Raw genomic sequence first — 17,016 nt, 5'->3', positions numbered from 1 at the left:
TATCTGATCGTATGAATGGACCATTGAAGCGATAAGTAGGCAGCCTGAACCGTGCGTTTGGAAATCGCCAGCGAGCCGATCAGCCAATCGCACGCACCGCATAGGGCCGTCCGAACTGTGTTGCGACGTGATCCGAGTACAGCACCGAGTCCGGTGATCTGCCGGCGATGTTCGGTAGACCTGCAGCTTCGATCAGCTGATCTGAGCAATGAGCCAACTCAGCGTCGAGAAGTTTCCACCGGCTGTGCAGGTTTGGTACGTACATGAGCCGTCCAGCGGCCGATGTATGTAAACCCCAACGTGCCGTGAGGAATTGGGCTAACGGTTCGTCTGACATATCCCGTGACCCGCGCACAACGGCGAAGTCGGTCGATGCTCCGCGGTGGGGTGGAGCGATGCGTCTACTTCGGTATCTGATGGTGGATCTGTCGTCATCGATTGTCATAGACGCCCATCGATACGGAACGCGAGCGAGGTTGGTTCCCAAGACGACTGCGAGCCGGCTAGCTTCCAATGATCGGAAGACCACTCCCCGTCGTCCCTCGCCATCAATGGAGTACAGCCGAACGTTGATCTCGGCGAAGGTCCCGAAGTAGGGGACTGGACGGCGGTATCCGAATCCGGCGCCGACCATCTCGAACCCGATCAGACCGACCCAAGACGAGCCGTCGAATTCGTCCGGTGTGCAGCCTCGGGGCAGCAGCGGTGCCACGAGGGCGCTGGGGACCTTCCAATGCAAGAACACCACACGTTCCCAGCGCTGGTCCATCAAGATAGGTCGCGGGAGAATCGGCGGCCGAGGCCAGAGGCGTTGTGCACTAAGTCGGTCCACATCTCGAGCCTAGGCGTGAACGACCCGGTGGACGAACTCCGGCCGTGTTCGGCGGTCAATCTGTTCGTTTGTCGGTGTCGATCGTGATGTGTTGCCGCTTGAATGGGGCTCACAAGCTATCTGATCGTATGAATGGACCATTGAAGCGGAGGGGAGCGAACCTACCAAAGCGCTCCCCTCCTCCGCCGCTTACTCGATCAACCCTCGAATATCGTCTGCTGTGAGTCCGCCGGCAAAGGCACCGCCGTCGTCCATGACACTTGCGAAGAGTTTGGCTTTGCGCTCCTTGAGTTCCATTACCTTTTCCTCGATGGTGCCGCGGGCGACGTACCGGTTGACGAACACGGTGCGTGCCTGACCGATGCGATGAGCACGGTCCACCGCTTGGGCCTCGGTCGCGGGATTCCACCAGGGATCGAGTACGAAACAGTAGTCGGCTTCGGTGAGCGTGAGGCCCACGCCGCCGGCCTTGAGGCTTATCAGGAACACCGGCGCTTCTCCGCTACGGAAACGTTCCACGACATCGCCGCGGTTTCGGGTGCTTCCGTCGAGGTAGACGAGAGCAATACCTTCGGATTCGAGGCGATCGCGCACCAACGACAGAAACCTGGTGAACTGGCTGAAGACGAGCGCTCGGTGGCCACCTTCGATGATTTCGTGTAACTGATCGACCAGCTCGTCGATCTTGGCGCTTGGTATATCCGAGTGCTTCTCATCGACCAAAGACGCATCCAAGCTGAGCTGACGCAGAATGGTCAGTGATTGCAAGATCGTGACTCGATTGCGTTGAAAGTCGTCGAGCAGCCCGAGTATCTTCTGACGCTCCCGGGCCAACCGCGTTTCGTAGACGCGCTGATGGCGTGGATGAAGGTCGACCTCGACGGTCTGCTCCTGCTTCGGGGGAAGATCCTGCACCACAGTATCTTTCGACCGCCGTAGTACCAGCGGCTTGATGCGTCGCCGAAGGGTTCTCAGTTGTTCGGTGTCACCGTCTTTTTCGATGGGATTGCGGTAGTTGTCGGTGAACTTCTTCGGTGAGGGAAAGAGTCCAGGTGCGGTGATCGACAACAAGGACCACAGCTCCATGACGTTGTTCTCCATCGGGGTGCCAGTGATGGCGAGCTTGTATGGAGCGGACAGTCGCCGAGCGCACTGGTAGGACTTGCTCTTGTGGTTCTTGACGTATTGCGCCTCGTCGAGGATGAGCCCTGACCAGGACACTGCTTCGAAGTCGTCGTAGTCGAGGCGAAAGACTGTGTAGGACGTCACGACGATGTCGGCACCGAGCGCGATGTCGCCCACCGGGCCTCGCCGTCGTGCTCGTGTTTCGCCGGCCGTGACCACGTTGAGGTCTGGCGCGAACTTTTCTGCTTCTCGTGCCCAGTTGTGCACCACGCTGGTAGGGGCCACGATGAGGAACGGGGCCGGCAATGGTCCGCTCTCTCGAATCTTGGTGATCATCGCCAGCGCCTGGATTGTTTTGCCGAGGCCCATATCGTCGGCGAGGATTCCGCCGAGACCGTGGGTCCACAGGAAGAGCAGCCATGAGTAGCCTTCGAGCTGGTACGGCCGCAACTGAGCGCCTATACCGGCAGGAGCAGGCTGAGGGGGGATCGAATCGAGCTTCAACAGCGCTGTGACCTGCTCTCGCCACGCTGTTGCCTGCCGAGTCACTTCACCGAGTTCGGCGAGCTCCTCCCATAGTGAGGCTTGGTATCGGCTGATTCTCAACGGTCCGTTCACGTTGTCCTGCAACGACCGCGCTTCTTCCACCAGCCGTCGAAGGGTGAGCAACGAAGGGCGTTCCAGCGAGAAGAACCGGCCGTCGGAGAGCATCAGGTGGGTCTCGCCGCGAGCAATGGCAGTGATGACCGTGGCGAGTTCGACATCGGTGCCGTCGACGGTGACTGCGATGCCGAGATCGAACCAGTCGCTATCTCCTCGAATTGCAGTGGTGGACAACGATATGCCGACGTCGTCGCTGACATTGCGAAAGTCTGGAAGCTCACCGACAGTCGTCACATGCACGTTGTCGTACGCGTCCAGGATCGGTAGCTGGTCGGTGACCAGAATGCCGGCCGAGATCCCGACGGCAGTAAACGAGATGAATTCGTTGCCAGGGGGTCGGCTCAGTACCGGAAGGACTCTGCGCAGCAACGCAACCTCCGAGTCGGGATCGCGAATTCCCTCGGCTGATCTGTAAACTTCGGCGGGATAGTCGATTTCGGTACTGTCGAGGTAGTAGCGCCACTGGGCGGAGAACGTCAGTCGGTTGTCTCCGGTGTAGGTTACCGTGATATGGAGTTCGGGGCCGGTGACGACGGGTGCGGTGTACGAGCCGTCCGAAGATACGACATCGCTGGCACGCTCGAGTGCTGGCAGGTACTTCGTCGTGAAGTCCGCACGATCCGAGGACGGTATCTCGATGGGGTCGATGGTCGTGGCGATCCGTCGAAGCGAGGCCGGGACCGGCCTCGACAACCGCGCGAGTCGAAAATCGCGGGTTGCGTGGTTTGTGTGCGCCTCGTCGTCCCAGTACACAATCCCTGAACCGTCATTGCCGAGGAAGCTCCGACGGTTGGGCGGAATTATGTTGCTGTCGAGGGTGATTCGGCCGATCACGGAAAGGGATCCGGAATCACCGGAAGTGATGTCGACGGTGAACTCTCCTTCTCCTGGCCATGGGATTTCACCGAGTATGCGATGTGCGTTGATCAACGGAAGTCCGACTTCGCGTGCCTCGCCCAGTAGATCCCACAGCAGCCGACCGGAGATGTCTGCGAGGTCGATCGTCGCGGAGTCGGTCCGTTGGAACGAGTATGCCGAGCGCCCACGCGAGCGCACTTGATGCAGCGCATACAGCTCCCGCAGAATGTCGACCTGACGCTGGACGCGTCGATCCGTGGTGGAAGGAAGCGACGTCCACGAGACGCCGCCGCCGACCCAGGCTTTACGCTCGTTGAACATCACCGGGCGGGCCAGTAGTCGAATTGCGTCGGCGCGGTCGACCGACGGTTCCAAGCCCAACTGAAGTCCGATGCGGATGCGTCCGCTGCTTGGCCCGTCGAGCTCGGCGGGCTTGGCGGAGATGACGGATGCAAGTGCCTGTGACCAATGGCCCGCTGTGTTCATCGGTCCGCGCGTCGGCGTTCGGACGCTGTCGGCTTTTGCCTGCAGAATCAGTGCGACGGCGTGTTTGCAGTTGAAGACGACGGGGCAATTGCAGCGGCCGTATTCCACGGCCACGATGGCGCCCATCCGGGTCGACATGGTGGCCACTGTCGAATACGGGGTGGCTCGGTTGCCCCGTACTTGCGAGGACAGTGTCGATGCCCGTCGATCCCACGTGACCTGCCCAACTCTGCCCTCCTCGAAGTATTTCGATCCGTGCGTGAACGTGTCGGTCCCGAAGCGGATTTCGAGGGCGTCGACTTCTAGCTCGTCCATGGAGGGAATGGTCACGGTTACCCATGGTAGGCGTGATTACCGACAGGTCGCAGACGCACGCTCAGGTCACATCGAGGTCGTCAGCTGTGGCGATCGTTTCGAGTACGTCGAAGGGGCGGGGATTCCGCGCCGGAAGAACGGACGACCTTGTCGCACCCGGCAGTGTCGGTTGGGGGATCATCGAGCAGGCCCGCTACGGCGGTACCTGCGGCGACGATCGCGAACTGACTGCAGCGGTCGACGACGAACCGTGCGTCCCTGCGGTCTTCATACAGCCCTTCGTGGAGCGGTGCGAACACGGTCCGATCAGTTGGCGGCGAACCGCGCGTGCACTTCGGCCCGCAGGACGATGTCCTGGGGCTTCAATTCGAACCCCTCGGCTTCTCGGCCGGCGTAGGCGCGTGTGGCCATCCCGTATTCCTGATGTACAGCGGTGACACCGAGCAACCCGGGGTCGGCGATGGCCAGTGCCTTCACCGACAAGAGCCCGACGCTCTGGGCGTACACCTCGGCCTTGTCGAGAGCATCCTGTACTGCCAGCTTGCGAACGTGTCGCGTGTTTTCCTGCACGCTCTCTTCGGTCAGCCTCCAATCGAAGCTGCCGATGTCGACGCCGTCGAGCGCGGACACCGCATAGACGAACGCGTCGATGACATCGAGCTGGCTGAACTCGACGTCGATGGAGGCTACGGCCTGATAGACGTAGGGGAGTTGCTCGCCATCGTGATTGAACGGCCGATTTCGGCTGTGCCGCACCTGATCGAGAGACCACTTGTCGATCGGGCCCGATTTCGAGTTGTAGAGCGGATCGATGAGTTCGGTCAACTCTCGGACCAACCGGTGGGCGGGCTCGGTAGCAGACTCCGCGGAGCGGCCGTCGGACCTCACTGTCAGCGATATCGTGCAACGTTCCGGTGCGAACGTGGCCTGGCCCTGTCCTAGGACGGTGATTTCGACGGGGTTCGAATCCATGGTTGCGAGTGTTCCACAGCGTCGGACCTTCATCACCGCGAAGGATCGCGCGTGAGCCTGTGCTCGGGCCACAATGAACTTATGACGATCTCGGCGCGCCGACGATGGATCATGCATGTCGATATGGATCAGTTCATCGCCGCGGTGGAGGTGCTTCGTAAACCGGAGCTCGCCGGCAAGCAGGTGGTCGTCGGCGGCCGCGGCGATCCGACCGAACGCGGGGTGGTCTCCACCGCGTCGTACGAGGCTCGGGCTTTCGGTGTCGGATCCGGGATGCCGTTACGAGTAGCCGTTCGAAAACTCCCTGACGCGATATTTCTTCCTGTCGACGCCGAGGCCTACACCGCTGCGTCGAACAGCGTCATGGACACGCTTCGGTCGCTGGACGTCATCGTCGAGGTATTGGGTTGGGACGAAGCATTTCTCGGGGTCGACGCCGCGGGTCCGGTGTCGTTCGCGCGGACTGTGCACGATGCCGTGTTCGCGGCGACGGGGCTGCATTGTTCGGTGGGTATCGGCGACAACAAGTTGCGGGCGAAAGTCGCCACCGACTTCGGGAAACCCCAGGGCATTTATACGCTCACGAATGAGAATTGGTTCGAGGTGATGGGGGAGCGCACCACCGATGCACTGTGGGGAATTGGAAAGAAGACTGCGAAGAAGCTTGCGGCGCTGGGGATCACCACGGTATCGGAACTGGCGGCGACGGACGATAAGCTACTTGCCGCTGCCTTCGGCCCGAAGACAGGTCCGTGGATCGGGACGAAGGGCCGCGGCGTCGACGACTCGCCAGTGTCGGCGGAACCGTGGGTTGCGCGCTCGCACAGCCGCGAAGCGACATTCCAACAGAATCTGACCGATTGCGTTGCGGTGCGGCAGGAGGTCCGTGGACTCGCTCATCGCGTTCGTGAAGATCTGCTCGCCGAGAACAGGCAGGCAGTACGCGTCACGCTCAAAATTCGATATGCACCTTTCGAAACCCATACGACCACAGCAGCACTCGCCGCGCCGACGCTCGATGGGGACACGATCGCCGACACGGCTGCCGCTCTCGTCGATCGCCTGGATCATGCGCGAGAGGTCAGGCTATTGGGTGTTCGGCTCGAGATGACTCCGCCGAATGATCAGACTCTGGCGAACAGTGCAGGCGCGGAGTCCGGTACCTGAGCAACTCGGTTCAGTGCCACCAAATGGCGGAGGTGTGCAGCGGCCTCGGACAACGCCATGGTCTTGCCGAACGGAGAGATATCCGCCCACGGCTTGTACCACTTCATTCGTTCGGCTACCTGCCACACGGTGATTTCGTTGTCACCGAAGGCCTCGTACAGGTGATCGAGTCGTTCCCCGTGATGGCTGATCAGCTCACCGGCACGGCCTGCGACGTCGTCGATCGGGATGCCGTGCGCCCCGAGGCCACGGGTGATGTCCAGTGTTTGGACGCGTCGAAGTGAGTCCATGAACTCGGCGAGCGCGTCGCGTTCTTCCAGGGGATAGACGAAGTTCCCGACGTGTGGCGTCGTCTTCTGAAGAACGTGGTCGCCGGTGAACATGACGTCTGATTCGGGTAGATAGAAGCACACATGGCCGGGGGTGTGGCCGGGCGTGTAGACGACTTCGAGTTCGCGGCCGGTGAGCTTGATGATCTCGCCGTCGGTGAGCACGCGGTCGGGGGCCGACTTCGGCCCGGTAGGGGCCGAAGGTGCGTGCTTCTGCCATGCCTCGATGTCGGCCGCAGGGGCGCCGGCGGCCACGAGGTTGTCGAGTTCCCGATTCGCCCACTCCGGGCCGCGATCGGCAGTCATGGCCTCGAACTGCGAGTGATCGGCCTCGTGCATTGCGATCCATGCGCCGGAAGCTTCCCGGACTCGACCGCACAGTCCGATGTGATCGGGATGAAAGTGCGTCAGCACGACGCCTTCGACGTCGGTGATCGAGTGGCCCAACGACTCGAGGCCGGTGGTCAGGCCGTTCCAAGCATTGTCGTCGTCCCATCCTGCGTCGACCAGGATCAGCCCGCCGGGGGATTCCATTGCGTAGACGAGGGTATTACCCAGCGGATTGTCCGTGATGGGGACGGGGATCTGAAAGATACCGTCGCCGATTGCTGCTGCGTCGCTCACTACGCCACCTCGTTGCTTAGTTCATGTAATCAGTTGTACTTACCTCCATACTGACCGTCCGGTTACGGACGGCAACATCCGGGTGCAGTTCGAACTACCGCACCCGGGCACCCGATCGCCGCGATCGCCAGGCGGCCCACGCGCCTGTGCACCATAATGCCCAGGCCACGAGTATCGGTTGGAAGAGCAATCGGATACCGCGAGCTGCATCGGTATCGAGGCCGAAAGCATCACTGTGAGTGAGGAATTGCGAGATATTGCCGGGGAAGACCGCAACGAAGAATGCTGCGACGATCCAGCCGAGAGCTACTCGCCGACGTACCAGCACGACAAGGGCCAGGCCGAGAGCGATCTCCACGCCGCCGGAGGCCAGTACCACGAAGTCCGCGTCGAGCGGCACCCACGAGGGCACCTGCGCACGAAACGCCTCACGCGCCCAGAACAGGTGACTCAGACCGGCGAAAATCAAGAACGAACCGAGCAGAATACGTGCAATCGTCTTCATCGGTTCATCGTGCACCCAGTGCTATCCGATCAAGAGTGGGTACCGGTGATGTTGACCAACCAGCTGATGCCGAACTTGTCGGTCAGTATGCCGAAGGTATCGCCCCATGGTGCCTTCTCGAGCCCCATCGTCTGCTTCGCGCCGACGACGAGTTTGTCCCAGTAGCCCCGCAGCTCCGCTTCGTCTTCGCCGCTGAGGGAGACGGAAATGTTGTCGCCGACGCTCAACGCCATGCTCGCGGGGGTGTCGGAACTCATCAGGGTCAGCCCACTCGGCGAGTCGAGTTGGCCGTGCATGATCTGGTCCTTTTCGGAAGGGTCGGCGACGGCTCCGAATTCCCCGAAGGTGCTCAACGTCAGTTCACCCCCGAGCACTTGCTGATAGAACTCCAACGCCTCGCGCGCTTGCCCGCGGAAGTTCAGGTAGGGATTGAGTCGAGTAGGCATGGGTCCTCCTCTGTCGATGGGTTCGTCGACCATCGTAGGCAGGTGGAAGGGCAGCCTGCGGGATTTTTTCTACGGCAACGCGATGTCGATCAACTCGAAGGTTCTGACGGCGCCGGCGCGCACTGCCGCGCAGGTCGTGGTGATGGGCTCGGACACGCCCTGCGCCAGCGTCACGACGATACGAGCGCCGTCGTGGTCGAGCTCCACGGTCCATGTGCTGCCGTGTTGCGCTGTCGACAGCGGATTCAACGTGTCGATTCTTTCCTCGCGCAGTGCCGCACGGGCATGATGTTGGGCGACCTGAACCGGGGCCGACAGTGAACTTCGACCCCGCAGGAAGCGGGGGTCGAGAAATCCCGCCTGGTGCCGATCGACGATCGTCGCGACGTCGGCGTCGTCGACGTTGCCGTAGTAGAGGCCTTGCGGAAACACGATCATCGTTCCGGCGAATCGGTCTCCGCCCAGATGAGAGCACTCCCAGGTCGCCGACTCGTGGTGTTCCCTCAATGCCGGGAGCACCTTCCGTCCGCGGACGGCGCAGCATCGGTCGTGGCGGCCGTGAGTGCAGACAGCGACGATCGGATCCGGCGAGGGTTCTCCCGTCGATCCGTCGAGTGGGACGTCGAGAAGCTCCTCGTATGCGTCGACCTCACCCCATCGGATCGACTCCGAACCTACCTCGCAATCGACAATGGCCCATCTCATTCGCGCCTCGCTCAGCCGCCGATCAGGTCGCCTGATGGCAAGCGTGCGCATGCCGGCACCTTCGACACGGCGAACGATGCGCAAACCCAGGTCCGGATCGAGCACCTTGGCCGAATTCAAGAAAGCAGAGTGTCCCCAGGATCCGTCGATCTCGACGAGAAACCATCGATTTCCCGGCGACCCGGATCCGGCCAAGGCGTCACCGCGCTCGCGGGCGCGGTCGCTGCAGGCAGGCCCGCTCATTCTGCCGGTACCAGTACTCCCTCGCGGAGAAGACGGCGAGTCACGACGATGGCACTCTCGGTGTTCAGGCCGGCCAGATCGCCGACGCGGCAGACCTTCCCTGCGCGAAGTTGGATCACCGCGGCCGAACATTCGACAGGGAGCGAGATCGTCGTACCGCGAAGACCGAGATGAACTTTGCCTCCGTCGACGTCGACAGAGGCAGTCAACCCACGACGCCACACCACCGAACTGTCGGCGTCGAGCGAGGTCATGAAGGCGACAGTTTTCAGCGGCTGCACTGGTTCGGGTCGCGTGGCGGAGACGAAGCGTGTTGCAAGTCCTTTGGCGATCCGGCGTCGGAGTTCGGTGTCGCCTCGGATGTCTGTGAGGATCGATCCGATGGAGCCGAGCACTCGGTCGATATGCGGTGCGAGAGCGTCGGAGTCGGTGAGGTCGATACCGGCGGGGAGCGGTTCACGAAGACCGGCGTCGTCCGCAAGCAGACCGATCAGCTGAGTCGCTACATCGAATTCATTGAACGATGCAACGCCGATGGTGAGGTGAATAGTGGTATCGCCCAATGCTTCTGCCGAGTGTATCCAGCCACGAGGCAAATACAGGGCGTCGCCGGGCTCGAGCACTGTATCGAGAGCGGGCGCTTCGAGTGCCTGCTGCTCGACGGCACTGCGCCGGTCGGACCAGGGCTGATCGGCCAAGGGGTGCGTGTGCACAGGCGGATGGAGAATCCACCGCTTCTCACCGCTGATCTGGAGGACGAATACGTCGTGCACGTCGTAGTGCGGATCGAATCCCTGCGACGAGGCCGGGGTGATGTAGGCGTTGACTTGTGACGGGTGACCGATGTCGTCGACCAGATCGCGAACGAAGTCGATCAGGGGAGGCCACAGCCGATGCAGGCCTTGTAGAACAAGAGTGTGACCGCTGGCGAACGCGGACAGAATTGCCGCGGAATCGAGCTGATCGGGCATCTCGGCGCCGAAACCACCGGACGAAGTGAACTGGGATTTGTCCAGCAGTGACCCATCCTTGGCCATCCGTGCGAAGGGAGTGCGCACCCCACGACGCGATATCAATTCGTCCACGGCCGAGGGCGTCATCAAATCTTCGAACGAGGCGGCGAGGTCGGATGCCCGCGAGAGCAGTGGCTTCTTCCCCCAATACTCATCGGCGAATCTCCCCCCGTCGACGGCTATCAGACGACCGAGCGCGGACCGGAATTCCGGTCCGCGCTGGTCGATATCTGTCAGGCTCAAGCCGTGCCGTCCGCACCGCCGTCGTGGCCACTGGGGTTGGATCCGCCGTCAGCTGGACCCTCGCCGGATCCAGCCGGGCCATCGGCACCGCCGTCGTGGCCGCCTGGATTGGATCCGCCGTCGGCTGGGCCTTCACCGGGACCTGCCGTGCCGTCGGCACCGCCGTCGTGTCCGTTGGGGTTGGAGCCGCCGTCGGCTGGGCCTTCGCCTGCTCCGCCGGTTGTGGTGATGTCGTCGTCGTTGATGTTCATCGGATACCTTTCGCTCGACGGTACTGAAGGATCGACGGGCTTACCCCGTCCCAGCGAGTGGATTGACGTATCTTCCACATTCCAAACACTGTGCTCGACTGTTACATGTTCCCTCCGGTTTGGGGCCACAACCTCGAAAGAAACCAGAACACGGAAGTGGCCGCTCAGATCAGCGTGATGCAGCCGAACACAGCGAGTCCGACGAGTACCGCACCGGTGAGCGCCTGCACCCGACGGTCGACGACGCACATCAGTGACAGGAAGCCCGGCATCGAGCCACCGCTTCGGGTGTGCACGATTGCCAACGCGCTGGGCATGCAGCGGCCGAGGGATTCCGTCACGAACAGCGCTGCTTCTCGGTGCGTGGGCACAGTTGCCGCGCCATCTGCGGCGGCGCATGGAGCCGTGAAAGGTATCACTGCTGTTCGGAACCAGGATCGGCCGAGTCGCACTCGCGGTCCCCGTTCGGAAGCGAGGCTCCGACGTGGTCGGCGGGCTCTGCCTTCAGGGCGGCGTAGGCAGGGGGCGCCGAGACGGCGACGGGTTGATCGAGTGCCTCCTCGCCGGTGTGCGGGAGCTGGAAGGGCTGGTGTGAGCCCTGACCGACTATGGGAGACGCTCGAACAGTCCTGCGACATCGGTGGTGTCGGCGATGCTCGACACGACCGCTGCGAGTGCGGCCGTGTCCTCTTCGCCGATGAGCTGGGCGATCTTGTCTTCGATCGCGGCGTAGTCCATCGGAAAATGATCGACATCGCCGATCGGATTCGGCGTCAGCGCGCATATTTCCTCTCCGCTGCGTAGGACGACCGTGACCTCGGCGGCTCGACGTCGGGGCAGCAGCTCGTCCAATTCCGTTGCTGCGGTTACGTGTACTCGATTGCTGAATTCCTCGGTGATCGTGAACACCGGCCCGACGGGGTCGAGGGCTTCGGTGTCGATTCTGTCGGTGACGAATGCGGCGGCGACCGCGAACGGCAGTGAGAACATTGCACCGAGCCGTGTTGTGGGATGACGTTGGAACAGTGGTGCCGCCAGTGAATGCGTCCGTACCAGAACCTGTTCGACGTCTTCGGTGCTCCACGTTGCATGGGCCCGCAGGCTTTGTACCGTGTCGATGGCGGCATGGGTGTAGGAACAGCTTGCGTGTTGTTTCGCGTAACCCTCCATGGTGAGCCAGCGTGTGCCGAGGTCTTCGGTCAGGCGGGGGTAGTCGAGGGTGCCGACGATGTCTCCGAGAGAGTGTGCGAGCGCCCCCGAGTTGTCTACCAGCGCAGCCTCGGACAGCCGTGCGGCATCGAGTCCGGCACGAACTGCGCCTGCGATCCAGAGGTTTCGAGCGAAGTTTCCCTCCAATACGACGCCCCAGGGTGAAACGTGGATCAGCGCTGCCGATGCGTCGATCGCGGCGGCGACTCGGTCGGTGTCGGCGCCCCAGATTGATGCGGCAGCGGCAGCTGCTCCCGTCGCACCCCAATGGCCGTGCGTGTGCCATCGCGAGTCCCGGGTGAGTGCGTGGCCGAATCTTGCCGCGACTTCGTACCCCGCGACGACCGCCGCGAGGAATGTGTGACCGTCGACGGGCGTCGAAGACATTCGGGTCGCGGCTATGGCGGCGGGAACCACGTGGGCGGCAGGGTGCCCTGCGGCGTACTTGTTGCCCTCGTCCAGTTCGAGGCAGCACGCCGCTATCGCGTCGAGTTCGGCTGCCGCGGAGATCGTGGTTTCGATTCGGCTTCCCAGAGTGCGGGTTTTTCCTGGTTCCAGTCGCCAGGTGGCCGACAATGCTCGCAGCTCGTTCGTACGCGCGCCGGCAATGGTGACGCCGAGTAGATCGAGCAGGATCGACCGAGCGCGCTCGCTGAGTTCGGACGAGATGCCTCCGTCGCGCAGTTCGCACACGGTTCTCGCCAATAATGCAGTGGAATGTTCCGCTGAGGGGAACATGTAGTCCGATGCCATGAGTGAACTGTATGAATTTGAGTTCACGTGGTCAATGAACGGTGATCGAAAGGCCAGCAATGCTAGCCTGTGAAGCACTGCAGCCTCCCTCAGAGCATTGTTTCGTTGAGCGGAACGGCGCGACTCATGAACCGTTTATGTTGCGAGTGAAGGAGACAAACTCAATGTCCGATCAACTTCTCCAGGCAGTTCAGGCTGGGGTGCAGATCGTCGACCTGGGTCGGCAATTGCGCGTGGGCATGCCGCAATCGCCGAATCACCCACAGTTCTGGCATACGTTGCCTCGCCGTCACGGCGACATGACGCGATCGGACGGTGGTAGCGCTGCCAACGACATGATCACGACCGGAACGCACGTGGGCACGCACATCGATGCGCTTGCGCATGTCTCACACGACGGCAAATTGCACGGCGGCGCCGACGCAGGCCAGTCCTGCATCGGTGGAAAGTATGTCGAACACGGGGTTCACACCATTGCGCCGATGGTTCGGCGTGGAGTCCTACTGGACATTCCATCGATGCTCGGAATCGGCCGCTGCGAAGGCGGTTACGAGATCACCGTTGCAGACTTGGAAGCGGCCGCGAGCGCTGAGGGGGTAGCGGTGTCCGAAGGGGATGTCGTACTGATCCGCAGCGGTTGGGGGCAATTGTTCGACGAGGGCCAGCCCTACGTTGGGGGTCCTTCGGGAGTTCCCGGAGTCAGCGAAGCAGGCGCGCAGTGGCTCGCATCCAAGAAGGTGCATGCCGCAGGTGCCGACACGATCGCGTTCGAGCAACTCGCGCCGGGTGGCGGGCACGCACTTCTTCCAGCCCACCGAGTTCTCCTCGTGGAGAGCGGTATCTACATCATCGAAGCACTCGACCTCGAAGAACTGTCCACGAAGAAGCAGTACGAGTTCACCTTCGTACTGGTCCCGCTCAACATCTTCGGCGCTACGGGTTCCCCGGTTCGACCGTTGGCTGTGACCAACTCATGACCGACACCACTCTTGCCCAGCATCTGGCGCGCTTTGCCGCCGGCACCAGGTTCGAGGACCTGCCCGACGCAGTCGTGGACAGCGTCGGAATGCGCGTACTCGACACATTGGGTATCGCCATTGCGGCGACCGACCTCGATACCAGCCGCGCCGCAATCGCCTGGGCAACCGAGCAAGGCGGAGCGGCAAAGGCTTTCGCAGTGGGCGTCGAGGCGGCGCTACCAGGGCCGATGGCTGCATTCGTGAACGGCGTGCTGGCGCATTCTCTCGACTTCGACGACACCCACCTGCCCTCGATCCTGCACCCGAGCGCCACCGTCGTACCTGCAGCATTGGCCGCAGCCCAGCAACACGGCGCCGACGGGCGAACGTTGGTTCGTGGCATAGCGATCGGCTTGGAAGTCTGTGTCCGGATCGGCATGGCAGGTTTCGACCCCGAGACCCAGAACTCGGTGTTCTTCGAACACGGTCAACACGCGACGTCGATCTGCGGCGCCATGGGTGGAGCGGTAGCAGCTGCCGTCATCGGCGGCGCATCGGAAGCGAAGATCGTCGACACTCTCGGAATCGCTGCGTCGATGGCGTCGGGAATCATCGAGGCGAACCGCACCGGCGGCACCGTCAAGCGCATGCACTGCGGGTGGGCAGCACATTCGGCATTGGCTGCTGCGGGACTTGCGCGACACGGCATCACCGGCCCGCCGACCGTGCTCGAAGGCCGATTCGGCTTCTTCGAAGCGTGGTTGCATCAACCGGGCCGGGCGTCGGAGATCGTCGACGGCCTTGGAACGGAATGGGCTGTGCCCAACATCTTCTTCAAGCCTTACCCGGCGAATCACTTCACCCATGCTGCGGTCGACGCGGGTGCGGCGCTTCGCAATCGTGGTATTGCGCCGACCGATGTGGAGAAGTTGGTTCTCGGCGTGCCGGCGGCGAACCTGCGAACCATCGGTGAGCCGATCGAGGTCAAACGCACACCGACGACCGGTTACATGGCCCAGTTCAGCGGACCGTACGCACTTGCAGTGGGCATGTTCGGCGGCGGCGGACTCGGAGCAGCGTTGGAAGACTATTCGGACGAACTGGCCAATGCCGAGGATCGCCGAGCGCTGATGGCCAAGGTCGATGTGGTTCCGGATGCACGCTGCGACGCCATCTTTCCGCACCAGTTCCCGGCAGTGCTGACCGCAACGTTGACGGATGGAACCACGGTGGTGGAGGAAGTGCTCACCACCCGAGGTGGCCCCGAGCGACCGCTGTCCTTCGAGGAGGTCTCGGCGAAGTTCCGCGCGAACGCGGGGCCGTTCATGTCCGAATCGGATGTGGCCCAGCTGGCCGAGCGGTGCCATGGACTGCCCGATCTGACGGACATCGGCACCCTGCTCGCCCCGCTGAGGAGAATCGGTACTGCCACTCGGTAGTGATTACGCCCGAGCCAGGACTTCCCGCGCCCCGCGCATCACGGCTTCGTCGACGAAGCGGCCATGGTCGTCCACAGTCGGACCGCCGTCGGACAGTTCGTACAGTTCCACCAATCGGCGCGCCGAGGCGATTGTTTCGTCCGACGGCGTCAAAGCCGCGTTGATGATGGGAACCTGGCTCGGGTGCAGTGCTGTGCGGGCGCGGAAGCCCATGTCCACGAAGTGCTGGGTGGTGATCACGAAGCCGTCGAGGTCACGGAAGTTTGTCGACGTCGGGGCAATGGGAGCGGCCAGAGATGCTGCAGCGCAACCTATGACGACCTGCATGCGGATGGTGTCGATCACGGCTTCGGTATCCGGGGTGCGCGCGATGCGCAGGTCGGCGAGCAGGTCCACCTCGCCGATTCCGAAGGTGCGAACACGCGCGTATTTGGCCATCGCGGCAATGGAGCGTAAGGCGTCGGCAGTTTCGAGTAACCCGATCACGGCGAGGGTGTCCAGCTTGCGTGTCGACTCGAGTTCGGTGAGGAGCGCGTCCGCGCGGGCCAGCGTGGCGGTCGAGCATTTGGCGATCATTATGCCCGCGACACCGGACTGAGCGGCCGCGTCGAGGTCCTCTGCCAGAAATTCGGGAGTGACCCGGACCCATATCTCGGCGCCCGTAGGCTCGCGCGAATTCAACCATTCGCTGACGGCTTCTCGTGCACTTGCCTTCTGGGACAGGGGTACCGAATCTTCGAGGTCGATGATAACGGCGTCCGTGTCACCGCGGACAGCTTTGTCGAAGAGTGCGGGCTTGATTGCGGGGACATAGAGGAACGAGCGAGAATCTGTGCGAGTCATCGAGTAGCACGAGCTTCCAGAATCTGGGTGATCGACCGAGCTGCGGTGACCACCTGGCGGGCATGGATGGCATGTTGCTCGTCCGCGGTCGAGGCGTAGCGGAAAGCAGGGCCGGAGGAACTGACCGAGCCCAGAACATGATTGGACGCGTCGAAGAACGGTGCAGCGATGGAGGCCGCGCCCGTGTTTCTTTCGTTGATCGATGTCGCGTATCCGATGTCGCGGATCTCGGCGAGACGCTCACGAAAGGACACAGCGTCGACGTCGGGGGTGGTTCCCTGAAGTTCCTCGAGTGCTTCGACGGCGAAGTGGTCCGGAAGGAAGGCGAGGATTGCGCGGCTCGATGCCCCCGAGTGCAGCGGGAACTGGGGACCGATCTCGACGACCATCTTCACTTCCTGTGGACTTTCGTACTGATCCAGATAGACGCGCCGGTGGCCGACGAGAACGGACAGGGTCGCCGTTTCACGGGTTTCCGCGCGCAGTGTCCGAAGCACCGGGGCGGCGATCGATCGGACGTCGAGTTGGCTCCATGCCTTCATGCCGAGGCCTATTGCAGCTGGGCCGAGCGAGTACGTCGATTCGCCGGCCATCGGTTGCACGATCGAGCGTGAGGCCAGCGACTGCAGAATCCGATGCACGACGGCTTTGCTCAGGTGCAGGCGTCGGGCGATTTCGGATACTCCGAGCGCGCGGTCGGACTGTGCGAATGCGAGGAGCACATCTGCCACACGATCTGCTGACTCTGTGCCGGTGGATGTTTCGGCCAGTGATGTGGAGCTGGGCGGCGTGACCATTCGGCCATCCTTCCGGATTCAGGGGGAAATTGTGGTTCACCAAGCGGGTCGACTCTAGCGTTCCGCTGAGCGAACCGTACGCGTAACAAGAATTTCATCAAAGATGCTGTTCTATGGACGTGATGCGTGCCATACTCGGTTTCACGCGAATAGATCACCGATTCTCGGGTGCGCTGAGCGGAACGCTTGACGCAGTGAGAGACGGTTCGACTCGACGCCTCGTGGGCGCGAAAGGCAGA

Annotated in this window: 15 protein-coding genes and 1 pseudogene; 3 read left to right on the top strand and 13 right to left on the bottom strand. The window is 62.3% G+C overall.

Annotated elements, in window-relative coordinates:
• Nucleotides 1-79 precede the first annotated feature (79 nt).
• The 3 genes from H2510_RS17215 to H2510_RS17205 all read right to left on the bottom strand — a co-directional run bounded on the left by H2510_RS17215 (nt 80) and on the right by H2510_RS17205 (nt 5,251).
• Entirely contained in the window at nt 80-769 is a 690-nt protein-coding gene (locus tag H2510_RS17215) for a YqjF family protein (protein WP_186629505.1), read from the bottom strand.
• Nucleotides 770-1,021: 252 nt separating this feature from the next.
• On the bottom strand, nt 1,022-4,294 hold the full coding sequence (locus tag H2510_RS17210) for a DEAD/DEAH box helicase (protein WP_315901405.1): 3,273 nt from the start codon (nt 4,292-4,294) through the stop codon (nt 1,022-1,024).
• A 291-nt stretch (nt 4,295-4,585) separates the two neighbouring features.
• Entirely contained in the window at nt 4,586-5,251 is a 666-nt protein-coding gene (locus H2510_RS17205; RefSeq protein WP_186629504.1) for an SIMPL domain-containing protein, read from the bottom strand.
• 81 nt (nt 5,252-5,332) lie between these two features.
• On the opposite strand from H2510_RS17205, the gene H2510_RS17200 reads away from it, so the two are divergent.
• Complete coding sequence (locus H2510_RS17200) at nt 5,333-6,418, top strand: DNA polymerase IV (protein WP_186629503.1); 1,086 nt, start codon at nt 5,333-5,335, stop codon at nt 6,416-6,418.
• Here H2510_RS17200 and H2510_RS17195 read toward each other — a convergent pair.
• The 8 genes and pseudogenes from H2510_RS17195 to H2510_RS17160 form a co-directional block, all read right to left on the bottom strand.
• Nucleotides 6,376-7,371, bottom strand: a complete 996-nt coding sequence (locus tag H2510_RS17195; RefSeq protein ID WP_186629502.1) for an MBL fold metallo-hydrolase — start codon at nt 7,369-7,371, stop codon at nt 6,376-6,378. The genes H2510_RS17200 and H2510_RS17195 overlap by 43 nt on opposite strands.
• Before the next feature lie 94 nt (nt 7,372-7,465).
• Complete coding sequence (locus tag H2510_RS17190; protein WP_186629501.1) at nt 7,466-7,876, bottom strand: DoxX family membrane protein; 411 nt, start codon at nt 7,874-7,876, stop codon at nt 7,466-7,468.
• Nucleotides 7,877-7,905: 29 nt separating this feature from the next.
• The gene (locus H2510_RS17185; protein ID WP_186629500.1) at nt 7,906-8,322 is read right to left on the bottom strand and encodes a VOC family protein; all 417 of its coding nucleotides are present in this window, start codon (nt 8,320-8,322) and stop codon (nt 7,906-7,908) included.
• A 69-nt stretch (nt 8,323-8,391) separates the two neighbouring features.
• Nucleotides 8,392-9,270 (bottom strand): sucrase ferredoxin, encoded by an 879-nt coding sequence (locus tag H2510_RS17180; protein ID WP_186629499.1) that lies wholly within the window; start codon nt 9,268-9,270, stop codon nt 8,392-8,394.
• The gene (locus H2510_RS17175; RefSeq protein ID WP_397517375.1) at nt 9,267-10,526 is read right to left on the bottom strand and encodes a cupin domain-containing protein; all 1,260 of its coding nucleotides are present in this window, start codon (nt 10,524-10,526) and stop codon (nt 9,267-9,269) included. The genes H2510_RS17180 and H2510_RS17175 overlap by 4 nt, the downstream gene beginning before the upstream one ends.
• Entirely contained in the window at nt 10,523-10,777 is a 255-nt protein-coding gene (locus tag H2510_RS17170) for a BatC protein (protein ID WP_186629498.1), read from the bottom strand. Before H2510_RS17170 ends, H2510_RS17175 begins: the two co-directional genes overlap by 4 nt.
• A 164-nt stretch (nt 10,778-10,941) precedes the next feature.
• Nucleotides 10,942-11,130, bottom strand: a pseudogene (locus H2510_RS17165) (methylamine utilization protein); the annotation flags it as partial.
• A 253-nt stretch (nt 11,131-11,383) separates the two neighbouring features.
• Nucleotides 11,384-12,739 carry an MmgE/PrpD family protein gene (locus H2510_RS17160; protein ID WP_186629497.1) on the bottom strand — a complete coding sequence of 452 codons (1,356 nt, stop codon included), beginning with the start codon at nt 12,737-12,739 and terminating at the stop codon, nt 11,384-11,386.
• 164 nt (nt 12,740-12,903) lie between these two features.
• Here H2510_RS17160 and H2510_RS17155 point away from each other — a divergent pair, with 164 nt between their 5' ends.
• Both H2510_RS17155 and H2510_RS17150 read left to right on the top strand, forming a co-directional pair.
• Nucleotides 12,904-13,716, top strand: coding sequence for a cyclase family protein (locus H2510_RS17155; protein WP_186629496.1), 813 nt, complete (start codon nt 12,904-12,906; stop codon nt 13,714-13,716).
• Nucleotides 13,713-15,137 (top strand): MmgE/PrpD family protein, encoded by a 1,425-nt coding sequence (locus H2510_RS17150; RefSeq protein ID WP_186629495.1) that lies wholly within the window; start codon nt 13,713-13,715, stop codon nt 15,135-15,137. Before H2510_RS17155 ends, H2510_RS17150 begins: the two co-directional genes overlap by 4 nt.
• 3 nt (nt 15,138-15,140) lie before the next feature.
• On the opposite strand, the gene H2510_RS17145 is transcribed toward H2510_RS17150, so the two are convergent.
• Together H2510_RS17145 and H2510_RS17140 are read right to left on the bottom strand one after the other, a co-directional pair.
• Complete coding sequence (locus H2510_RS17145) at nt 15,141-15,980, bottom strand: CoA ester lyase (protein ID WP_186629494.1); 840 nt, start codon at nt 15,978-15,980, stop codon at nt 15,141-15,143.
• The gene (locus H2510_RS17140) at nt 15,977-16,777 is read right to left on the bottom strand and encodes an IclR family transcriptional regulator (protein WP_186629493.1); all 801 of its coding nucleotides are present in this window, start codon (nt 16,775-16,777) and stop codon (nt 15,977-15,979) included. The genes H2510_RS17145 and H2510_RS17140 overlap by 4 nt, the downstream gene beginning before the upstream one ends.
• Nucleotides 16,778-17,016: the final 239 nt, after the last annotated feature.

Source organism: Rhodococcus sp. BP22, assembly GCF_014281965.1.
GTDB lineage: Bacteria > Actinomycetota > Actinomycetes > Mycobacteriales > Mycobacteriaceae > Rhodococcoides.
This window is presented reverse-complemented; position numbering and strand designations above follow the sequence as displayed.

Coding starts and splice junctions, on each gene's coding strand:
- H2510_RS17215 (WP_186629505.1), bottom strand. CDS start 769: ATGGACCAGCGCTGGGAACGTGTGGTGTTCTTGCATTGGAAGGTCCCC.
- H2510_RS17205 (WP_186629504.1), bottom strand. CDS start 5,251: ATGGATTCGAACCCCGTCGAAATCACCGTCCTAGGACAGGGCCAGGCC.
- H2510_RS17200 (WP_186629503.1), top strand. CDS start 5,333: ATGACGATCTCGGCGCGCCGACGATGGATCATGCATGTCGATATGGAT.
- H2510_RS17190 (WP_186629501.1), bottom strand. CDS start 7,876: ATGAAGACGATTGCACGTATTCTGCTCGGTTCGTTCTTGATTTTCGCC.
- H2510_RS17185 (WP_186629500.1), bottom strand. CDS start 8,322: ATGCCTACTCGACTCAATCCCTACCTGAACTTCCGCGGGCAAGCGCGC.
- H2510_RS17180 (WP_186629499.1), bottom strand. CDS start 9,270: ATGAGCGGGCCTGCCTGCAGCGACCGCGCCCGCGAGCGCGGTGACGCC.
- H2510_RS17170 (WP_186629498.1), bottom strand. CDS start 10,777: ATGAACATCAACGACGACGACATCACCACAACCGGCGGAGCAGGCGAA.
- H2510_RS17160 (WP_186629497.1), bottom strand. CDS start 12,739: ATGGCATCGGACTACATGTTCCCCTCAGCGGAACATTCCACTGCATTA.
- H2510_RS17155 (WP_186629496.1), top strand. CDS start 12,904: ATGTCCGATCAACTTCTCCAGGCAGTTCAGGCTGGGGTGCAGATCGTC.
- H2510_RS17150 (WP_186629495.1), top strand. CDS start 13,713: ATGACCGACACCACTCTTGCCCAGCATCTGGCGCGCTTTGCCGCCGGC.
- H2510_RS17145 (WP_186629494.1), bottom strand. CDS start 15,980: ATGACTCGCACAGATTCTCGCTCGTTCCTCTATGTCCCCGCAATCAAG.
- H2510_RS17140 (WP_186629493.1), bottom strand. CDS start 16,777: ATGGTCACGCCGCCCAGCTCCACATCACTGGCCGAAACATCCACCGGC.